17 protein-coding genes are annotated in these 17,065 nt (G+C 63.7%); 12 read left to right on the forward strand and 5 right to left on the reverse strand.

Translation table 11 applies throughout. From position 1 onward, the window contains the following. Positions 1 to 129 precede the first annotated feature (129 nt). From XI03_RS31050 to XI03_RS31065, 4 genes are all read right to left on the reverse strand, one after another. Positions 130 to 972: a hypothetical protein gene (locus XI03_RS31050; RefSeq protein ID WP_271594236.1), complete on the reverse strand. Its 843-nt coding sequence runs from the start codon at positions 970 to 972 to the stop codon at positions 130 to 132. Between the two features lie 270 nt (positions 973 to 1,242). Then, a complete protein-coding gene (gene pqqA / locus XI03_RS31055; protein WP_012029362.1) occupies positions 1,243 to 1,323 on the reverse strand; it encodes a pyrroloquinoline quinone precursor peptide PqqA in 81 nt (26 codons plus the stop codon). Positions 1,324 to 1,551: 228 nt separating this feature from the next. Further along, complete coding sequence (locus XI03_RS31060; protein WP_271594237.1) at positions 1,552 to 1,881, reverse strand: hypothetical protein; 330 nt, start codon at positions 1,879 to 1,881, stop codon at positions 1,552 to 1,554. A gap of 144 nt (positions 1,882 to 2,025) precedes the next feature. Further along, positions 2,026 to 2,418, reverse strand: coding sequence for an EF-hand domain-containing protein (locus XI03_RS31065; protein ID WP_271594238.1), 393 nt, complete (start codon positions 2,416 to 2,418; stop codon positions 2,026 to 2,028). A 340-nt stretch (positions 2,419 to 2,758) separates the two neighbouring features. On the opposite strand from XI03_RS31065, the gene XI03_RS31070 reads away from it, so the two are divergent. The 5 genes from XI03_RS31070 to XI03_RS31090 all read left to right on the forward strand — a co-directional run bounded on the left by XI03_RS31070 (position 2,759) and on the right by XI03_RS31090 (position 7,518). Next, a complete protein-coding gene (locus XI03_RS31070; protein WP_018320727.1) occupies positions 2,759 to 4,423 on the forward strand; it encodes a methanol/ethanol family PQQ-dependent dehydrogenase in 1,665 nt (554 codons plus the stop codon). An 11-nt stretch (positions 4,424 to 4,434) separates the two neighbouring features. Then, entirely contained in the window at positions 4,435 to 4,791 is a 357-nt protein-coding gene (locus tag XI03_RS31075; RefSeq protein WP_028142703.1) for a c-type cytochrome, read from the forward strand. After that, positions 4,788 to 5,717: a substrate-binding periplasmic protein gene (locus XI03_RS31080; protein WP_271594239.1), complete on the forward strand. Its 930-nt coding sequence runs from the start codon at positions 4,788 to 4,790 to the stop codon at positions 5,715 to 5,717. The genes XI03_RS31075 and XI03_RS31080 overlap by 4 nt, the downstream gene beginning before the upstream one ends. A 265-nt stretch (positions 5,718 to 5,982) precedes the next feature. After that, complete coding sequence (locus XI03_RS31085) at positions 5,983 to 6,972, forward strand: Bug family tripartite tricarboxylate transporter substrate binding protein (protein WP_028142705.1); 990 nt, start codon at positions 5,983 to 5,985, stop codon at positions 6,970 to 6,972. A gap of 120 nt (positions 6,973 to 7,092) precedes the next feature. Next, positions 7,093 to 7,518, forward strand: coding sequence for a hypothetical protein (locus XI03_RS31090; RefSeq protein ID WP_028142706.1), 426 nt, complete (start codon positions 7,093 to 7,095; stop codon positions 7,516 to 7,518). A gap of 88 nt (positions 7,519 to 7,606) precedes the next feature. Here XI03_RS31090 and XI03_RS31095 read toward each other — a convergent pair whose 3' ends face one another. Next, positions 7,607 to 8,575, reverse strand: a complete 969-nt coding sequence (locus tag XI03_RS31095; protein WP_018320733.1) for a helix-turn-helix domain-containing protein — start codon at positions 8,573 to 8,575, stop codon at positions 7,607 to 7,609. Between the two features lie 511 nt (positions 8,576 to 9,086). Here XI03_RS31095 and xoxF5 point away from each other — a divergent pair. The 7 genes from xoxF5 to XI03_RS31130 all read left to right on the forward strand — a co-directional run bounded on the left by xoxF5 (position 9,087) and on the right by XI03_RS31130 (position 17,013). Beyond that, positions 9,087 to 10,889, forward strand: a complete 1,803-nt coding sequence (gene xoxF5 / locus XI03_RS31100; protein WP_028142707.1) for a lanthanide-dependent methanol dehydrogenase XoxF5 — start codon at positions 9,087 to 9,089, stop codon at positions 10,887 to 10,889. Positions 10,890 to 11,000: 111 nt separating this feature from the next. Beyond that, on the forward strand, positions 11,001 to 11,489 hold the full coding sequence (locus tag XI03_RS31105) for a c-type cytochrome, methanol metabolism-related (protein WP_028142708.1): 489 nt from the start codon (positions 11,001 to 11,003) through the stop codon (positions 11,487 to 11,489). A 60-nt stretch (positions 11,490 to 11,549) separates the two neighbouring features. After that, positions 11,550 to 12,659, forward strand: coding sequence for an S-(hydroxymethyl)glutathione dehydrogenase/class III alcohol dehydrogenase (locus tag XI03_RS31110; RefSeq protein ID WP_018320736.1), 1,110 nt, complete (start codon positions 11,550 to 11,552; stop codon positions 12,657 to 12,659). Between the two features lie 32 nt (positions 12,660 to 12,691). Then, positions 12,692 to 13,255: an S-(hydroxymethyl)glutathione synthase gene (gene gfa / locus XI03_RS31115; protein ID WP_018320737.1), complete on the forward strand. Its 564-nt coding sequence runs from the start codon at positions 12,692 to 12,694 to the stop codon at positions 13,253 to 13,255. A 658-nt stretch (positions 13,256 to 13,913) separates the two neighbouring features. Continuing rightward, on the forward strand, positions 13,914 to 14,366 hold the full coding sequence (locus tag XI03_RS31120) for a (2Fe-2S)-binding protein (RefSeq protein WP_038949218.1): 453 nt from the start codon (positions 13,914 to 13,916) through the stop codon (positions 14,364 to 14,366). A 1-nt stretch (position 14,367) separates the two neighbouring features. Further along, positions 14,368 to 16,680 carry a xanthine dehydrogenase family protein molybdopterin-binding subunit gene (locus XI03_RS31125; RefSeq protein ID WP_271594240.1) on the forward strand — a complete coding sequence of 771 codons (2,313 nt, stop codon included), beginning with the start codon at positions 14,368 to 14,370 and terminating at the stop codon, positions 16,678 to 16,680. A gap of 72 nt (positions 16,681 to 16,752) precedes the next feature. Beyond that, on the forward strand, positions 16,753 to 17,013 hold the full coding sequence (locus XI03_RS31130; protein ID WP_028142711.1) for a hypothetical protein: 261 nt from the start codon (positions 16,753 to 16,755) through the stop codon (positions 17,011 to 17,013). Positions 17,014 to 17,065 lie beyond the last annotated feature (52 nt).

A 17,065-nucleotide genomic window follows, 5' to 3' on the forward strand; every position in this document is an offset into this window, starting at 1 on the left:
GTCAAGATTAGCACGAAAGGTTACGTACCACGGAAGCGGAAGTTTCAGATCCGGGCGAGAAATGGGGCGGGAACTGGCTCTTCCCGGGCTCCCAGGCAAGGCAAAGCCCGGGCATGACGACGCTCTCTGCTAAAAATTAACGCCGAACACCATCCGGGCCTGGTGGCGCTCGAAATTGACGAGGTCGAGATTGCCGCCCGCTCCGGCCGGCCGGCCCCAGGCCTGCATGCTCCAGCTCAAGGTCAGCCGCGAGCGCTCGGAGAGCTGGAAATAGGCGGTCGGGCCGACGAACAGGGCCTGGCCTGAAAACTCGCCGAGGCCGATGCCTTCATATTGCCGGAAGTAGCGCAGCTCCCCGCCGAGCAGCATGTTGGGCCGCACGCGCACCAGGCCGGCGAACGCCGCACCGATCGTCGAACTCTTCTCGGACTGCCCCGCCACCTCGAAGCGCGCCCATTCCGGTTGATAGATCAGGTTGAGGGCGCCGATGGCAAAATTCGGGATGAGTTCGCGGTCGATGGCGAGGGTGAATTCCGTGCCGTACATCCGCCCCTTCGCGCCGCTGGTCTCGTCGATGCGGTCGCCGTGGAGCTCGGCGGCGATGGTGAGGCCGAACGGCGCGCGCTCGCGGTCGAGCAGGCGATAACGCAGGTCGAGCGAGGCGCCCTGGAAGTTGATCTGACGGCGGTCGTCGATGTCGGGGACGCCGGTGATGTCGTGCAAGCTGGCGGCGGCGCCGACCTCGATGCGGAAGTTCGGCAGCGGCACGATCTCGATCTCGACCTCTTTCTCAAGAGCGCGATAGGTGCCGCCGCCCTTGCCGAAGCGCCCCGTCGTCTGGCTCTGGAATTCGCGCTCGCCGGGATTGCCGACATCGGTGCCGATCATGAAGCCGAAGATGTGCTCGGTATCGAAGCCCTCCTCGGCGTGCCCATGCGTCGGTGTCAGCGCGACCGCGCAGGCAACCACCATCAGAAATCTGCGAGCTCCGCCGCGCATCCCCGTGCCCCGAAGGCGCGCGCCGCTTGATGCGGCAGCAGCGCTAACCGGCCATCAGCGTAACACACTGCAGCAAGAGCGTGGTCTAGATTTTGAAGGAAGATGATTGCAGCCTGCGCAGGCGTATCATCGCAGGCGTATCATCGCGTCGGTGGCAAGAAGCACAATGATGCCAGGCTCGGGATCCGACACTGCCACGGCTTCGACGGCGTTCACCGTCAAAGCCGCGGCAGGTCGTCAGTCTTACTTGCGCGCAGCGCAGGCGTACATGTTGATTTCCATGCCGACCGGCACTTCCACGATCTTCGGAGCTTTCCAAGCCATTCGGGGTCTCCCCAAGGTATTGAGCGCGACATCGCGCGGCGCAAAACCTAGGGCTGCGTCAGTTGCAGTTCAAGCCTCGATTCGCCTGCCGTGCGCGTCCGTGTCGATTCTTGGCGGCTGCGTTTCGCTCTCGGACAAAGCCAGTTCCCTCTTGGTCAAGCACGACCTGCGAGACACCGTCTTGTGCGACGCACCGCACGTCGAATCGACACGAATGGCACGTCGCCGTCAGCAGCCCTTGTCGGCCATTGCGGCGTCCGGCTTGGCACCTTCGGCCCGCTGAGCCGCCGTCGGCTGGCTCTGCATCTGCCGCTGCGCATCTTCGGATGAAGCCGGCGTTTCGCCACTTGCACGGTTCATCGTGCTGGTCGGCGGATGCTGGCTGGTGTCGCCCGCTGAACTGGACGAGGGCGACTGCGCTGCGCCCACCGTCACGGGACCAGAACCGGCATCCTTGTCAGTGCTGGCGCTGCCCGTGTTGCACGGGCCGGCGACCGCGACGCCGGCGCTCACCGCCAGGATCGCGCAGGCAGCAAGAACGGAACGTTTCGTGTTCATCTGCATCTCCTCTTCTCCCGCGGCGCTGCCCCGGCGCCGAGCAGGACGTCGCGAAGAGAACAGGCCGAGCAGCCTGATGTTCCGAGTTTCGGAGCGGAAATGCTCCCAAACACCACCGCGTCACGTCTGTTCCGATTGCACCGCTCACCGCAACAATCGCAGCAGCGCGCGGCCGGCGCGCGAGTTCAGCTCCTTCGCATCCAGCGTTCCGTCCTTGTCGGGATTGGCCGCGTTGAAGCGCTGCTCGACCACGGACAGATATTCGCCGAGCGTCAGGGTCCCGTCACGATCGGGATCGGCCGCGGCGAGCTCTTTCGCCGTCAACCGTCCGCGCAATTCGCGCGCATCGAGCGTGCCGTCATGATCGGGATCGAGCTTTGCGAACGTTGCGGCGGCCGCCTTCTTCACCTCGGCAAGATCGAGCGTGCCGTCATTGTCGGTGTCGAACAACTTGACCGCGTTGCCGGAGGCCGACCACGCCGGACCGGACAACAATGCAATGGTGAGCGCAAGTGCAACTGAGCGACGCGAAATCATCAAGACCTCCAGATGAAGAGCCCCGGTTCGGGCGGGGACACGACGACATAAATCCACAAGCGGTCCCAGGTTCAAGTCCGTAACTGCAACTTGCGCGCGCGACAACCCCGGGGAACCTGGCTTGCGCCCCGACAACCTACGCCGAAGCTGCTTCGCGTTGCGGAATTTTTTCAGCGTCTCCACGCAAGTGGAAGTCTACGGCCGTCAGGTTTCCGTAAGGTGACCGGCGCCTGTTCAACGATATCGACACGACACTTACGACTTTCGTATTGACGCGTTTTGGTTTCCGACGGAGTGTTGCTCCCGCAGCGTCAAAAGGCGCGCATATTGGGAGGAACGGATGAAACGCTTTGCGATGGCCGCGAGCCTCGTCATGCTTGCATCGACTTGTGCAAGCGCACAGACCACCGAGCAACTGGTCAAGGGCGCGACTGATACATCGAACGTTCTCAATTACGGGATGGGCTACAATCTGCAGCGCTTCTCGACGCTGAACCAGATCAACAAGGACAGCGTCAAGAACCTCGTCCCGGTCTGGAATTACTCTTTCAACGACGATCGCAGCGAGGAATCGCAACCGCTGGTGTACCAGGGCGTGATCTACGTGACCTCGCACAACGCGACCATGGCGGTCGACGCCAAGACCGGCAAGCAGATCTGGAAGACCAAGGTCGAATATCCCGCCGAGACGCCGCGCATCGTCTGTTGCGGCATCATCAACCGCGGTGCGGCGCTCTATGACGGCAAGGTGTTCCGCACCACGCTCGACGCCAACGTGATCGCGCTCGACGCCAAGAACGGCAAGGAGCTGTGGCGGCAGAAGGCGGCCGACATCAAGGAAGGCTATTCGATGACGGTGGCGCCGCTGGTTGCCGACGGCGTCGTCATCACCGGCATCTCCGGCGCCGAGTTCGGCACCAGGGGATTCATCGACGGCTGGGATCCCGCGACGGGCAAGCATCTCTGGCGCACCCATTCGATCCCCTCGCCGGAAGAGCCCGGCGGCGATACCTGGAAGGGCGATACCTGGAAGCTCGGCGGCGGCTCGACCTGGATCACGGGGTCTTATGACCCCGAGCTGAACACGATCTATTGGGGCATCGGCAATCCCGGCCCGTTCAACTCGGCGGTGCGTCCCGGCGACAATCTCTACACCTGCTCCGTGCTGGCGATGGATCCCAAGACCGGCAAGATCAAGTGGCACTACCAGTTCTCGCCGAACAACCCGTTCGACTATGACAGCGTGGCCGAGATGGTCCTCGCCGACATGAATGTCGAGGGCAAGCCGACCAAGGTGCTGATGGACGCCAACCGCAACGGCTTCTTCTACGTGCTCGACCGCACAAACGGCAAGCTGCTCGCGGCCAATCCTTACGTGAAGGTCAACTGGGCGACCGGCATCGACATGAAGACGGGACGTCCGATCGAGACCGACGTGTCTAAGGACGCGCGCGAGGGCAAGAAGGTCACAGTCTATCCGTCGATCCTCGGCGGCAAGAACTGGGAGCCGATGTCCTTCAACCCGCAGACCGGCCTTGCCTATGCCAACACGCTCGCCTTCGGTGGCAGGTACAAGACGGAGCCCGTCACCTTCAAGCAGGGTGAATGGTATCTCGGGATGGACCTGACCGACCTCTGGGAGTACGGCGACGGGCCGCGCGGTCATCTCAAGGCGATCGATCCCATGACCGGCAAGTCGAAATGGGAAGCGCCGAGCGACATTCCACGCTTCTCGGGCGTGCTGTCGACCGCGGGCGGCGTCGTGTTCTCGGGTGCCCTAACCGGCGAGTTCGAGGCCTTCGATGCCGACACCGGCAAGAAGCTCTGGCAGTTCCAGACCGGGTCCGGCATCGAGGGCCAGCCGGTGACCTGGCAGCAGGATGGCGTGCAGTATGTCGCGGTGACCAGCGGCTATGGCGGCGTCTACTCGCTGTTCTCCGGCGACGAGCGGCTTGCCAACGTGCCGCCCGGCGGCTCGCTGTGGGTCTTTGCGGTCAAGCAGTAATCCACGGCATGATGCTGAGAAAGCCATCTCACAGGACGGCGGCGGTCCTCGCCGCCGTCGCGGGGCTGACGGTCGCGCTTGCGGCGACCGTTCGCGCCGCGGACGACGCAACCGGCAATCCCATGCAGGCACAGATCGACCACGGCAAGTCGACCTATGCTTCGAAATGCTCGCACTGCCATGGCCCCAATCTGATGAACTCCGGCACGATCACGCCGGACCTGCGTGCCATCCCCGACGACAAGACCCGCTTCATCACCACAGTGAAGAACGGCAAGAACAACAAGATGCCGCCGTGGGGCGATATCCTCAACGACGAGGAGATCGGCTCCCTCTGGGCCTTCATCTCCAGCCGGAGGAAGCCATGAGGGGCCGGCGTGCTGCATGGAGCATTGCGGCCGTTCTTTCGACGATGGCGTCGGTCGCTGTTGCGGCCGACGATCCCCTGAAGATCTGTCTCGACGAGGACCGGCCGCCGTTCTCGATGCACCACCGCGGCAAGCCGGATGCCGGCTTCGACGTGCTGCTTGCGCAGGCAATGGCTGAGCGGCTCGGACGGAAACTCACGATCCAGTGGTTCGAGAGCAAGCTGGACGAGGATTCGAGCCCCCAGCTCGAGGCCAACGCTTTGCTCTCGGATCGCCGCTGCTCGCTCGTCGGCGGCTACGCGCTGACGCAGGATTCGCTCGTCGCCCCCGGGATGAAGACGGCGCGCTTGCCTGACTTCGCCGGGGCCACGCGCGACGATCGGCGGCGCCGCGTCGCACTCGGCGTGCTCGCGCCGAGCCAGCCTTACGTCTATTCGCCGATGACGGTCGTGCTCGGGCCGAAGGCAAGCGGGCGCAAGATCGGCGACATCGGCGATCTCGCAGGCCTTCGTCTCGTCATCGAAAGCGGCTCGCTCGGCGACGCCATCCTGATGACCTTCGACAAGGGACGGCTGATCGACAACATCACCCATCTCGTCCCCGGCCGCGACGATCTGCTGGGCGCACTCCAGCGCGGCGACCATGACGCGACGCTGATCGACCTCGGCCGCTTCGACGCCCATCGCGCCGCGCATCCGGACACGGCGATCACGGCGTCCGGATATTATTATCCGATCGGCGCCAATCGCGGCTATGTCGGACTGGCCAGCGATGCCGCGCTGATCGACGCCGTCAACAAGGCGCTGACGGGGCTCGCGGCCGAAGGCAAGATCGCAGAATTCGGCAGGCAGGCTGGGCTCACCTACCTGCCACCGCGCGAGCCTGCGATCCTGGGCGATGTCTGGATGAAGATCATTCAGCGGTGATTGGAAAGGCTCTGGTGTCCCGGACGCGCTGCAACGCCCCTCAGCGTTACGGCGCAGAGCCGGGACCCATGCGGCATAGCTTGCGGTCGAGGCATGGGCCCCGGCTCAGCAGCGCACCGCTGAAGGAGAACTGCGCTGCGACCGGGGCACAACGCCGCGCCCACCATGCCCACTCTATCCGACGGAATGCGCCAATCTGTCTCGCTCGCCGGCCATGGCGGCGCCAGCCTGATGCAGTAGGTTCGGCCAAAATCAGGAGGGAATCATGACCGCCAAATTCGATCGCCGCCACTTCGTCGCCGCCGGTACCACCGCACTTGCGATGCCCTTCGTCATGCGCGGCGCCTCGGCGCAAGCCGCGTGGCCGTCGCGGCAGATTCGCATGATTTGCAGCTATCCCGCCGGCGGGCAGACCGACCTGCTCGCGCGCGCCTACGGTGAGTTCATCTCAAAGCAGGTCGGCAAGACCGTCGTCGTCGAGAACAAGCCCGGCGCCTCCGGTGCGATCGGCACGGCCGAGGTCGCTCGCGCCGAGCCCGACGGCCACACCATGCTGTGCTCGATCTCGACCACCTACATCATGAACCGGGTGGTGATGAAGAATCCCGGCTACGACATGGACAAGGATTTGGCGCTCGTCAGCGTCATTCCGGGCGCCGGCCTGTTGCTGGTCGCGAACCCCAAGACCGGCGTCAAGACGCTGGAGGATTTCGTCGCGTTCGCACGCAAGAGCGGCAAGGTGAATTTCGGCACCTATAGCGCGGGCTCGGCCCCGCACATGACGATCAACGAACTCAACAAGCAGTATGGCCTGTCCATCGAGCCGGTCCATTACCGCGGCGAGGCCCCGATGTGGACGGGGATGCTCGAAGGCACGCTGGATGCCGCGATGGGCAGCTACACGGCGGCGCAGTCGGTCCTGCAAAGCGACCGCGGCACCGTGTTCGCGGTGCATTCGAAGAAGGTCGACGCGATCCCTGCTATCAAGACCCTTCCGGAGCAGGGCGCGACCTCGAAATTCTTCACCGTGAGCGGCTTCTCCGGTTGGGCCGTGCCGAAGGCGACGCCGCAAGCGGTCGTCGACCGCCTGGCGGAGCTCTGCGTTGCCGCCAACAACGATCCGAAAGTGAAGGAAGTTCTCACGACCTTCGTGCTCGAACCCGCAATCGGCTTCAAGGAGAGCAACGCCCTGTATCAGCGCGAACTGCCGATCTGGATCGAGAGCGCGAAGTCTCTCGGCCTCGAGCCGGCTTGAGGCCTGGCACGGCGTGCACGGCCCGTAGACCAAAGCCTAGTGTCGGAACGGCATTTTCCCGCTATGATTGTGCGTCGCTGTCGAAGGATAGCAACCGCACGAGCTAGAAAGGCCGATCGCATGACGCCGGATTCGCTCGCCGTGGCCGCCATGATCATCCTGCTCTTTCCGATGGGTTATTTCACGCTGGCTTCGCCCGCCTTTCTGCTGGTGAAGCTCGATGTCCGGCCCGTCGCACTGTTGCTGCGCGGAATGTTCAATGCCCATTTCCTGGTGATGGGCGCAGCCGGGATTATCGGGACCGTGGCCTTCCTGCTCGCTGGCCAGCTCGTCTTCGCGACGGTCGTCGGCCTGCTTGCAGCTCTGGCGATCGGCGGCCGCCGCCGGTTCATGGCGCGGATGGACAATCAGCTCAGCGCCGGCGATGCCGGCGACACCGAGGCCCCCCGTCGGCTGCGACGGCTGCATTGGAGCGGGATGCTGTGCAACGCGGTCCTGCTTGCCGCGCTGCTGGCCAGCATTCCCTACATTTCGACGGCTGCTTGATCGGCAATTGCTGCGTGAGCGGCACTGCAACCGCCGGAGCTGCCTCGGCGCCCGCCTAAAGCATGATCCGGAAAAGTCGCATCGCGCTTTAGTGCTCGCCCGAACTCGCGGTGGCCTGCTGCGCCTTGTGGATCGAGGACGGCACCACGCCGAAATATTTCCGGAACACCCGGCTGAAATGCGATGAGCTGGAGAAGCCCCAGGAGAACGCGACGTCGGTGATGGTCTTGCCGGCGTGGGCCTCGAGCTCCTGGCGGCAGTTCTGCAGGCGCGCCTGCCAGATGTAGTCGCTCACCGTGGTGCCGCGCTCCGAGAACAGCATATGCAGATAGCGCTTGGAGCAGCCGAGCTCGGTCGAGATCTGGTCGATGCACAGATCCGGGTCGCGCAGGTGCTCGCGGATGAAGAACTGCGCGCGCACATACATCGCTTCCGGCCCGACACGGTCGAACATCGTGTCGGCTTCGCGCAGCGGCAGCAGCAACAGGTCGATCAGCGAATCGGCGACGCCGACCGCGCTGTTTGCCGACAGCTTTGCCGCCTCGTCGAAGGTCGCATGAACGAAATCGTGGGCGATCCGCCCCGTCCCTGTCTTCGACGACAGCTTGCAGGCGGGCATCCGCTGCGACGGGAATCCGCGGTCGCGCAGCAGCGCCTTCGGCACGATCACGACGTCGTGACGGGTGAAGGCCGGGCTGATGATCGAATGCGGGCAGGAGACGTCATAGGCGATGATGTCGCCCGGGTTGATCTCGATGTGGCGGCCTTCTTGCTCGAAATAGGACACGCCGTAAGTCTGGAAGTGAATCTTGATGTACGGATGCTCGTTGGCCTTGGCGCGCGCCAGCGTGTGGGCAATGCGATGCTGACTCACTTCGATCTGGCAGAGCTTCAGGCGCGAGACGCTGGTGTAGTCGATGCGGCCCTCGAGCGAGGACGCCTCCAGCGGATCGACGTCGAAATGCCCACACAGGCTCGTCAGCCCGTCGATCCAGCTCTGGATCTGGCGCTTCGGCGTCATGCCGGTCGTCGAGAGCGTGTGAATGGTGTCGGACATTAATCCAGCCACTGGTTTGATCCGGAGAGACGCGAATCGCGACCAGCGCTGCCGGAGCCCTCAGCCGTGATTGCGTGACGTTTACCTCGAATTTGAGCGGTCTTTTGGCACGAGCGCCATCGTTCCATTGCCACCCTTGAAACTTAATCCTCCGCCTTAGTTGCAGCGCCGTCAAGGGGAACCTGAGCGTTGAAGGCACTGCAAAAGCGATGCGGAAGCCGCTGAATTCGCTACTGCAAAATCAAAATCTTCGCGTCCGTGCGCTATGAAGCAAACCGGCTTCTCTCTTGGGCAAGTTTCCCGATGACGAAGTCGTTAGGGATTGCGGCAGGAACAACAAGAACGGGCCGCTCCTGCACGTGGACCCGTGGCTCTCATCAGGAGGAGGAAACAGCACAGCATCGTTTCTGGTCCCAATCGTGACCGCCCTGCACGAGCAGACGCCGGACGAGAAGCCCGGTGAATCAGTATTGCTTCGGAAACAATAAACGAGACCAACGGAGGAATAACTATGCGCAAGGTGCTACTGGCGACCTTTCTTGGCTCCGCGGCGGCGCTCGCCGTCGGGGGCGCCTCAGCCAATGACGAGCTGGTCAAGATGTCGCAGAACCCGAAAGACTGGGTGATGCCGACCGGCGACTACGCCAATTCCCGCTATTCCAAGCTCAACCAGATCAACGCACAGAACGTAGGCAAGCTCCAGGTGGCCTGGACCTTCTCGACCGGCGTGCTGCGTGGCCATGAAGGCGGCCCGCTGATCATCGGCAACATGATGTACGTCCACACGCCGTTCCCGAACAAGGTCTATGCCATTGACCTTTCCAACGAGAACAAGATCGTCTGGAAGTACGAGCCGAAGCAGGATCCGAACGTCATTCCGGTGATGTGCTGCGATACGGTCAATCGCGGCCTGGCCTTCGGCGACGGCAAGATCTTCCTGCATCAGGCCGACACCACCCTCGTCGCGCTCGATGTCAAGACCGGTCAAGTTGCATGGACCGTCAAGAATGGCGATCCGAGCAAGGGCGAGACCGGCACGTCGGCCCCCATGGTCGTCAAGGACAAGGTGCTGATCGGCATCTCCGGCGGCGAGTTCGGCGTCCAGGCCCATATGTCGGCTTACGATATCAAGACCGGCAAGCTGGCATGGCGCGGATATTCGGAAGGACCGGACAACCAGCTCCTGGTCGACGACAAGACCACCGCGCTCGGCAAGCCGATCGGCAAGGATTCCAGCCTGAAGACCTGGCAGGGCGATCAGTGGAAGATCGGCGGCGGTGCCACCTGGGGCTGGATCTCCTACGATCCCGAGCTGAACCTCGTCTACTACGGATCGGGCAACCCCTCGACCTGGAATCCGAAGCAGCGTCCCGGCGACAACAAATGGTCGATGACGATCTGGGCGCGTAACCCGGATACCGGCGTCGCCAAGTGGGTCTATCAGATGACGCCCCACGACGAATGGGACTATGACGGCGTCAACGAGATGATCCTCTCGGACCAGTCGATCAACGGCCAGCCGCGCAAGCTGCTGACGCATTTCGACCGTAACGGCCTCGCCTACACCATGGACCGCACCAACGGCGAACTGCTGGTCGCCGAAAAGTACGATCCGAAGGTGAACTGGACCTCCGGCGTCGACATGGACAAGAACTCGCCGACCTACGGCCGTCCGAAGGTGCTCGACGCAGCTTCGACCGACAAGGCGGGCGAGGACGTCAACGTGAAGGGCATCTGCCCGGCCGCGCTCGGCACCAAGGACGAGCAGCCCGCAGCCTACTCGCCGGACACGCAGTTGTTCTACGTTCCGACCAACCACGTCTGCATGGACTACGAGCCGTTCAAGGTGAGCTACACCGCGGGCCAGCCCTATGTGGGTGCGACGCTCTCGATGTATCCGCCGGCGGGTGAAACCCACATGGGCAACTTCATCGCCTGGGACGGCAAGACCGGCAAGATCGTCTGGTCGAACAAGGAGCAGTTCTCGGTCTGGTCGGGTGCGCTCGCAACCGCCGGCGGCGTGGTGTTCTACGGCACGCTCGAAGGCTACCTGAAGGCGGTCGACGCCAAGTCCGGCAAGGAGCTCTACAAGTTCAAGACTCCCTCCGGCATCATCGGCAACGTCACCACCTATGAGAACGGCGGCAAGCAGTATGTCGCAGTGCTCTCCGGCGTCGGCGGCTGGGCCGGTATCGGTCTGGCGGCAGGCCTGACCGATCCGACCGCAGGTCTCGGCGCGGTCGGTGGCTACGCGGCTCTCAGCAACTACACGGCACTCGGCGGTACGCTGACCGTGTTCGCGCTGCCGAACTAGGCCCATCAGCATCGCTCCGGCGCGTGGAATCAACCCCACGCGCCGGCTCGTCTCCCCCGGGCTCCTTCGAGGATGAATCTCTTGCGTAAAATCTGCTCTGTCATTGCTGCGATGATCTTGGTTGCGTCCGGAGGAATTGCGGTCGCGGACGGTCCGGGCGATCCGACCGCCGTGAAGAAGGAAGACGACGGAAAGTGGCTCGATAAGGACGGCACTCCGACCTACAAGATTTCCGACGGCACCGTGGACTGGTTCACCTATTCCGGATACCGCCGCTATCACTCCGACTGCCACGTCTGCCATGGGCCTGACGGCATGGGCTCCACCTACGCGCCGGCGCTCAAGGATTCCGTGAAGACCATGAGCTATGGCGACTTCCTCGGCGTCGTCGCCTCCGGTCGCAAGAACATCTCGACCGCGCAGGAGAACGTCATGCCCGCCTTCGGCGATAATCCGAACGTCGCCTGCTACATGGACGATCTGTACGTCTATCTGCGCGCCCGCTCCACCGAAGCATGGGGCCGGCAGCGTCCCTCCAAGAAGGAGGAGAAACCGGAGGCCTACACCAAGGCGGAAGAGGCCTGCATGGGCCATAAATGAACGTTGCTGAGGCTGCCGAGACCACCTCTTGGCATCTTGCGAGAATTTGAGGAGCTACCAATGAAGACACGTGCCGCCGTCGCTTTCGAAGCCAAGAAGCCGCTCGAGATCGTCGAGCTCGATCTGGAAGGACCGAAGGCCGGCGAAGTCCTGGTCGAGATCAAGGCAACGGGCATCTGCCATACCGACGCCTATACGCTCGACGGCTTCGACAGCGAGGGAATTTTCCCGTCGGTCCTGGGGCATGAGGGCGCAGGCATCATCCGCGAGATCGGTCCTGGCGTGACCTCGGTGAAGCCGGGTGACCACGTCATCCCGCTCTACACGCCGGAATGCCGGCAGTGCAAAAGCTGCCTCAGCCAGAAGACCAATCTCTGCACCGCGATCCGCGCGACGCAAGGCAAGGGCGTGATGCCCGACGGCACCAGCCGCTTTTCCTACAAGGGCAAGCCGGTCTACCACTACATGGGCTGCTCGACCTTCTCGAACTTCACCGTGCTGCCGGAGATCGCGGTCGCCAAGATCCGCGAGGACGCTCCCTTCGACAAGAGCTGCTACATCGGCTGCGGCGTCACCACCGGCGTCGGCGCCGTCGTCAACACCGCGAAGGTCACGCCGGGCTCCAACGTAGTCGTGTTCGGCCTCGGCGGCATCGGCCTCAACGTGATCCAGGGCGCCAAGATGGCCGGCGCCGACAAGATCATCGGCGTCGACATCAACGACTCCAAGGAGGATTGGGGCCGCAGGTTCGGTATGACCGAGTTCGTCAACCCCAAGAAGATCACCGGCGACATCGTCCAGCACCTCGTCGGCCTCACCGATGGCGGCGCCGACTACACTTTCGATTGCACCGGCAACACCACGGTGATGCGCCAGGCACTGGAAGCCTGCCATCGCGGCTGGGGCACCTCGATCATCATCGGCGTTGCCGAATCCGGCAAGGAGATCGCCACCCGCCCGTTCCAGCTCGTCACCGGGCGCAACTGGCGCGGCACGGCCTTCGGCGGCGCCCGCGGCCGCACCGACGTGCCGAAGATCGTCGACTGGTACATGAACGGAAAGATCCAGATCGATCCGATGATCACCCACGTGCTCAAGCTCGAAGAGATCAACAAGGGCTTCGACCTCATGCACGAGGGCAAATCCATCCGTTCAGTCGTCGTCTACTAGCTCGAAAGCGTCACCCCAAGGAGGATCGACCCATGACTGTTGCACTCCATCCATCGATCGACAACGGCCTCAAACAGGGCAGCGGCAGCTTTGCCGGCGGCACGCTGGCCTGCAAATGCAAGGACCATCAGGTCAAGGTCGGCATCAAGGGCGACGTCGCCCACAATCACGCCTGCGGCTGCACCAAATGCTGGAAGCCGCAGGGCGCGACGTTCTCCGTCGTCGCCGTGGTGCCGCGCCAGAACGTCACCGTGCTCGAGAACGGTGACAAGCTCCAGATCGTCGATCCCTCCGCAGTGATCCAGCGCTACGCCTGCAAGGCGTGCGGCACCCACATGTACGGCCGCATCGAGAACAAGGGCCACCCGTTCTACGGTCTCGACTTCATTCATCCCGAGCTGTTCCAGGAGCAGGGTTCGCAGGCGCCGCAATTCGCCGCCTTCGTCTCCTCCGTGATCGAAGCGGGCGTGAAGCCGGAGCAGATGGCGGGTATCCGTTCGCGGCTGAAGGAAATCGGGCTCGAGCCCTATGATTGCCTGTCACCGGCGCTGATGGACGCGATCGCGACCCACGTCGCCAAAGCCAAAGCGGCCTGAGCAAGGCCGCCTAACGAGGCCGCCTGAGCAAGGCGGTCGGACGTTCACCATGACCTATCCGCTCGCTGGCCTCGATCAGTGCCAGCGAGCCGGACGGGCCCGGCTCCGGGACAGTCGCGGCGATGCCGCCGCCCCTGCAAGCTACGCGTATGCGAGCGTGATTGGCTCCCTCAGTCCTGGTCTCTGAATAACTGCGCAGCGCCGCCAACTTCCGTCTTGAAGTTCCCGGCCCCTGCGTTTCTCCCTCCCTCGACTGAGGCACCTTGCTTCGTCCGCGCAGTCTTTCTGGCGGACGAAGCTTTTTTTTCATCGCAGCCCCTGTTTGCGAACGCCCGGTCCACGCGGCGCGATGACGCGCCCTGCTTTTGACAAACCGTCGATGCAATCTTTTCCCGGTGAGAACACCCGGCTGTGAACGCCGGGCGGGCGCGATCTTTGTTACGCTCGCGCCGTCACGATGCCGCATGACGTTCAATCAATTAAGAACAAAAACGGGAGTATCGAGCACATCCAGACATCGCCATCGGCGTTCCTGCCTCCCTCCGGGATTTGCCCGCGCGGGACGACGGCGGAATGTGGCGAGACGAGGCCCGAACCGTCGCCGACCGGCGTCGGCAAGTTTTGAATTTGGCATGCTTATGAAGAGCGAGGGACGATCATGATCAAGGTGAAGATCAACGGCCAGGAACAGAGCTGGGACGGCGACCCGGATCTCCCGCTACTCTGGTTCCTGCGTGACGAAGCCGGGCTGACCGGCAGCAAGTACGGCTGCGGCCAGGCCCTGTGCGGCGCCTGCACCGTCATCGTCGACAAGCAAGCCGTGCGCGCCTGTATCACGTCGGTCAACGACGTCGCCGGACGCGAGGTCACCACAATCGAGGGCCTGCACCCGACCGGTGATCACCCGGTGCAGAAGGCGTGGCGCCAGGTCAACGTGCCCCAATGCGGCTTCTGCCAGGCCGGTCAGATCATGCAGGCCGCGGCGCTTCTGATGGACAATCCAAAGCCGTCGCACGACCAGATCCGCGCGTCGATGTCAGGCAACATCTGCCGCTGCGGCTGCTACCAGCGCATCGAGAACGCGGTCCATCTCGCATCGACGGGGGTGTGACATGAATTTCATCGACAATCCCGGCAAGCTCCGTGGCTTCGAAAAGAACATCAAGATCGAGAAGGTCTCGCGCCGCAGCATCCTGAAAGGGCTCGGCATCACCGGCGGCTTCGTGCTCGCCGCACCCGTGATGTCGCGCCGGGCATTGGCCTACGAGACCGGCGCCGGAAAGATGCCACACGGCGTCGTGGTGGATCCGCGCGTGTTCGTTTCGGTCGCGCCCGACGGCATCGTGACCATCGTGGGTCACCGTTCGGAAATGGGCACCGGCGTCCGCACCTCCCTGCCGCTGATCGTGGCCGAGGAGATGGAGGCCGACTGGTCCAGGGTCAAGGTGCAGCAGGCCCATGGCGACGAGGTCAAGTTCGGCAACCAGGACACCGACGGCTCGCGCAGCACGCGGCATTACCTGATCCCGATGCGCCAGATCGGCGCCTCCGCCCGCACCATGCTGGAGCAGGCCGCGGCGAAGCGCTGGGGCGTGCCGGCGACCGAGGTCAAGGCCGTCAATCACGAGGTCGTCCACAGCGCCAGCGGCCGCAAGCTCGGTTTCGGCGAGCTCGCCGCCGACGCCGCCAAGGAATCGGTGCCTGCCATCGAAGGCCTCAAGCTGAAGGATCCCCGGGATTTCCGGTATCTCGGCAAGGGCCAGGTCGGCATCGTCGATCTCCACGACATCACCACCGGCAAGGCGATTTACGGCGCCGATGTGCGGCTGCCGGGCATGAAATATGCCGTGATCGCCCGCCCGCCGGTAACCGGCGGCAAGCTGGTCTCGTTCGACCCCGATGCGGCGCTGAAGGTCGCCGGCGTCGAGAAGGTGCTGAAGGTTCAAGGCTGGCCGTGGCCGTCCAAATTCCAGCCGCTCGGCGGCGTCGCGGTGATCGCCCGCAACACCGGCGCGGCGATCAAGGGCCGCGACGCGCTGAAGCTGGTCTGGGACGACGGCGCCAATGGCAAATACGACTCCGTCGCCTACCGCAAGGAGCTCGAGGAGGCCTCGCGCAAGCCCGGCCTCGTCCTGCGCAAGGAGGGCGATGCGGACGCTGCCCTGAAGGGCGCCGACAAGGTGATCGTCGGCGAGTACTACGTCCCGCATCTCGCCCATGTCGCCATGGAGCCGCCGGTAGCGGTCGCCGACGTCAAGGGCGACAAGGCGGAGATCTGGGCGCCGGTGCAGAGCCCCGGCGGCACCCGCGAGGACGTCGCCAAGACGCTCGGCATTCCCGAGGCCAACGTCACGGTCAACGTCACGCTGCTCGGCGGCGGATTCGGGCGCAAGTCGAAATGCGACTTTGCGCTCGAGGCCGCGCTGCTCTCGAAAGAGCTCGGCGCACCGGTGAAGGTGCAGTGGACGCGCGAGGACGACATCCATAACGGCTTCCTGCATACCGTCTCGGTCGAGCGGATCGAGGCCGGCCTCGACAAGAGCGGCAAGGTGGTTGCCTGGCGCCATCGCAGCGTGGCCCCCAGCATCGCCTCGACGTTCGCTGCCGGGACCGTGCACCAGGCCCCGTTCGAGATCGGCATGGGCCTCGTCGACATGCCATTCGAGATCGCCAACATCTCGTGCGAGAACCCGGAAGCCGCGGCGTTCACCCGCATCGGCTGGTTCCGCTCGGTCTCGAACATCCCGCGCGCCTTCGCGGTGCAATCAATGGTCGGCGAGATCGCGCAAGCGACCGGCCGCGACCAGAAGGAGACGCTGCTCGCGCTGATCGGAAGCCCGCGCATCGTCAAACCGGAGGTGAAAGACCTCTGGAACTACGGCGAGCCCCAGGAGAGCTACCCGATCGACACCGCGCGCCTGCGCAAGGTGGTCGAACTGGTCGCCGAGAAGGGTGAGTGGGGACGCAAGGTACCGAAGGGCCATGGCCTTGGCATCGCAGTGCACCGCAGCTTCGTCAGCTACATCGCGACCATCGTCGAGGTCGCCGTCGACGACAAGGGCAAGCTGACGGTGCCACGGGTCGACACGGCGATCGATTGCGGCACCTATGTCAACCCCGAGCGCATCGCCTCGCAGATCGAAGGCGCGGCGATCATGGGGCTGAGCCTCGCCAAATACGGCGAGATCACCTTCAAGGATGGCAAGGTGCAGCAGAAGAACTTTGACGACTTCCAGGTCGTCAGGATGGATGAATCTCCGGTGGTGACCAACGTCTACATCGTGCCGCCCGGACCCGACACGCCGCCGAGCGGCGTCGGCGAGCCCGGTGTTCCGCCATTCGCACCGGCGCTGATCAATGCGATCTTCGCGGCGACCGGAAAACGCATCCGCTCGCTTCCGATCGGCAAGCAATTGGAGGCGTGAGACGGAACAGAGGCGCGAGACGGAACACAAGCGGTCTCGCGCCGTTTCCATCGATCTGACAGGAGCAGATCGATGACAAATATCTCAAAGGCGCTCGCAGTCTCGTTGCTGTCGGGCGCCTTTCTTGTGACCGCCTCCGGCGCATTCGCCCAGAGCAACACGACGCCACCGGCTACCGCGACGCGCCCCACCACGCCGGACCAGAACTCGCTGCCCAACGCCAACGCCCCGCCTCCCTCGACCACCCAGACCACCGGACAACACAACCCGGATCCCAAGGTTCGCGAGATGAACCAGAAGGAAAAGGACAAGGTGGAGCGTTTGGGGAAGTAGTGCTGCTTTGAGGTGTTGCATACTGACGTGCCGCACCGTCATGGCCGGGCTT

It is taken from the genome of Bradyrhizobium sp. CCBAU 65884 (assembly GCF_028128835.1).
In the GTDB taxonomy this organism is placed as follows: Bacteria; Pseudomonadota; Alphaproteobacteria; order Rhizobiales; family Xanthobacteraceae; genus Bradyrhizobium; species Bradyrhizobium ottawaense.

Excerpts from the sequence above, each read along its gene's own strand:
- XI03_RS31050 (WP_271594236.1), bottom strand. The coding sequence starts at position 972 with ATGGTGGTTGCCTGCGCGGTCGCGCTGACACCGACGCATGGGCACGCC.
- pqqA (WP_012029362.1), bottom strand. The coding sequence starts at position 1,323 with ATGGCTTGGAAAGCTCCGAAGATCGTGGAAGTGCCGGTCGGCATGGAA.
- XI03_RS31060 (WP_271594237.1), bottom strand. The coding sequence starts at position 1,881 with ATGAACACGAAACGTTCCGTTCTTGCTGCCTGCGCGATCCTGGCGGTG.
- XI03_RS31065 (WP_271594238.1), bottom strand. The coding sequence starts at position 2,418 with ATGATTTCGCGTCGCTCAGTTGCACTTGCGCTCACCATTGCATTGTTG.
- XI03_RS31070 (WP_018320727.1), top strand. The coding sequence starts at position 2,759 with ATGAAACGCTTTGCGATGGCCGCGAGCCTCGTCATGCTTGCATCGACT.
- XI03_RS31075 (WP_028142703.1), top strand. The coding sequence starts at position 4,435 with ATGCTGAGAAAGCCATCTCACAGGACGGCGGCGGTCCTCGCCGCCGTC.
- XI03_RS31080 (WP_271594239.1), top strand. The coding sequence starts at position 4,788 with ATGAGGGGCCGGCGTGCTGCATGGAGCATTGCGGCCGTTCTTTCGACG.
- XI03_RS31085 (WP_028142705.1), top strand. The coding sequence starts at position 5,983 with ATGACCGCCAAATTCGATCGCCGCCACTTCGTCGCCGCCGGTACCACC.
- XI03_RS31090 (WP_028142706.1), top strand. The coding sequence starts at position 7,093 with ATGACGCCGGATTCGCTCGCCGTGGCCGCCATGATCATCCTGCTCTTT.
- XI03_RS31095 (WP_018320733.1), bottom strand. The coding sequence starts at position 8,575 with ATGTCCGACACCATTCACACGCTCTCGACGACCGGCATGACGCCGAAG.
- xoxF5 (WP_028142707.1), top strand. The coding sequence starts at position 9,087 with ATGCGCAAGGTGCTACTGGCGACCTTTCTTGGCTCCGCGGCGGCGCTC.
- XI03_RS31105 (WP_028142708.1), top strand. The coding sequence starts at position 11,001 with ATGATCTTGGTTGCGTCCGGAGGAATTGCGGTCGCGGACGGTCCGGGC.
- XI03_RS31110 (WP_018320736.1), top strand. The coding sequence starts at position 11,550 with ATGAAGACACGTGCCGCCGTCGCTTTCGAAGCCAAGAAGCCGCTCGAG.
- gfa (WP_018320737.1), top strand. The coding sequence starts at position 12,692 with ATGACTGTTGCACTCCATCCATCGATCGACAACGGCCTCAAACAGGGC.
- XI03_RS31120 (WP_038949218.1), top strand. The coding sequence starts at position 13,914 with ATGATCAAGGTGAAGATCAACGGCCAGGAACAGAGCTGGGACGGCGAC.
- XI03_RS31125 (WP_271594240.1), top strand. The coding sequence starts at position 14,368 with ATGAATTTCATCGACAATCCCGGCAAGCTCCGTGGCTTCGAAAAGAAC.
- XI03_RS31130 (WP_028142711.1), top strand. The coding sequence starts at position 16,753 with ATGACAAATATCTCAAAGGCGCTCGCAGTCTCGTTGCTGTCGGGCGCC.